The sequence below is a fragment of the Microbacterium sp. K41 genome, from assembly GCF_004794395.1.
Lineage (GTDB): Bacteria > Actinomycetota > Actinomycetes > Actinomycetales > Microbacteriaceae > Microbacterium > Microbacterium sufflavum.
This window is the reverse complement of the sequence record NZ_SSDO01000094.1, coordinates 1-1,286: the sequence shown is the minus strand read 5'-3', so window position 1 is coordinate 1,286 and position 1,286 is coordinate 1. Positions and strand designations below refer to the sequence as shown.

At 74.5% G+C, this 1,286-nt stretch carries 2 pseudogenes; both read right to left on the bottom strand.

From position 1 onward, the window contains the following. Window positions 1–913, bottom strand: a pseudogene (locus DW309_RS01840) (hypothetical protein); the annotation flags it as partial. Between the two features lie 100 nt (window positions 914–1,013). Beyond that, window positions 1,014–1,286: pseudogene (locus tag DW309_RS19865) on the bottom strand (hypothetical protein); the annotation flags it as partial.

Below are 1,286 nucleotides of genomic sequence, written 5' to 3'. Positions count from 1 at the left end.
CCGTGGTCCCGGTACCGGTGGTGCCGCCGGTGACGGTGGCGTCGTCGAGCACGGAGATAGCATTGCCGGTCACGCCGATGGGGGCGGTGATGGGTGCGACGACCTGCGAGCCGCCGACGACGCCGTCCTCACCCGAGGTGGCGGGGCTGCCGCCGTTCGCGGGTGCGGTGGGAGCCGTGCCGGTGCCGGTGCCGCCGGTGCTGGCGCTGTCGCCGAGCAGCGAGATGGCGTTGCCGGTCACGGTCACGGGAGCCGTCACGGGGGCGACGACCTGCGTGCCGCTGGCCGTGCCGTCCTCACCGCTGGTGCCCGCATCGACGCCGGTCGCGGGAGCCGGTGGTGCGGCCTCCGCGTCGGTCGAGGCCGACTCGGCGTCGCCCAGGAGCGACAGCGAGTTGCCCGACACGGTCACCGGGGCGTTCACCGCGAGCAGGGCCTGCGTGCCCGAGAGCACACCGTCCATGCCGTCGGTGTCGAGGGAAAGCACCCCGGCCGCGTCAGAGGCCTGGGGAGCCGCGCTCTGGGGTGGAGCGGCGGCCGGGGTGCTGGTCGTGGAGTCGTCGGTGAGGCTGATCGCGTTGCCCGACACGGTGACGGGCAGGTTCACGGTCACGACCGCCTGGGTTCCCGACGCGGTGCCCGAGCCGCCGTCCGTCTCCGCAGCGGGTGCGGGAGCCGGAGCGGGAGCCGGGGCCGGAGCCGGGGCCGGTGCGGGAGCCACCGCATCGCCGAGCACGGAGATCGCGTTGTCCACGACCGTGATCGGCGCCGTGATGGGTGCCACCGCCTGGGTGCCGGAGAGCAGTCCGTCGTCTCCGGATGTCTCGGCCGCATTGGCGGCCGTCGCGCCGAGCAGGGTGATCCCGCCGGCGAGGAGCGCGCCCCACAGGGCTCGCTTCGCGTAAGTACGCATGATGGTTCTCCTGACATGACTGGGGTGTCTGATGGGTGCACGCGATGAGGTGCGCGCGCAGCACGGCATCTGCCATCCGCGGGGATGGCGCGACGGTCAGTCAGTCAGGAGAGACGTCGGTGTCGGCGACGGGCGAGCCGGGGAGGGCATCGTCCGAGGCGCCGGCAACCCGCTCCCAGGCACGGAGCGGGAGCACGCCGTCGTCGCCGAGGCGAGCGTGGGCGTACGGGGTGCCTCCGCCGGAGGTGGCGGAGGAAGACGGGGTGGCGGGAGCACCGGGTGGTGCGTTGCCGGGCGCGGGGGTGTGATCGCCCGCGGCAGGGTCGGCGGGCGGCGTGGCCCCCTCGGCGCGTTCGTCGGAGGCGCCGGAGAT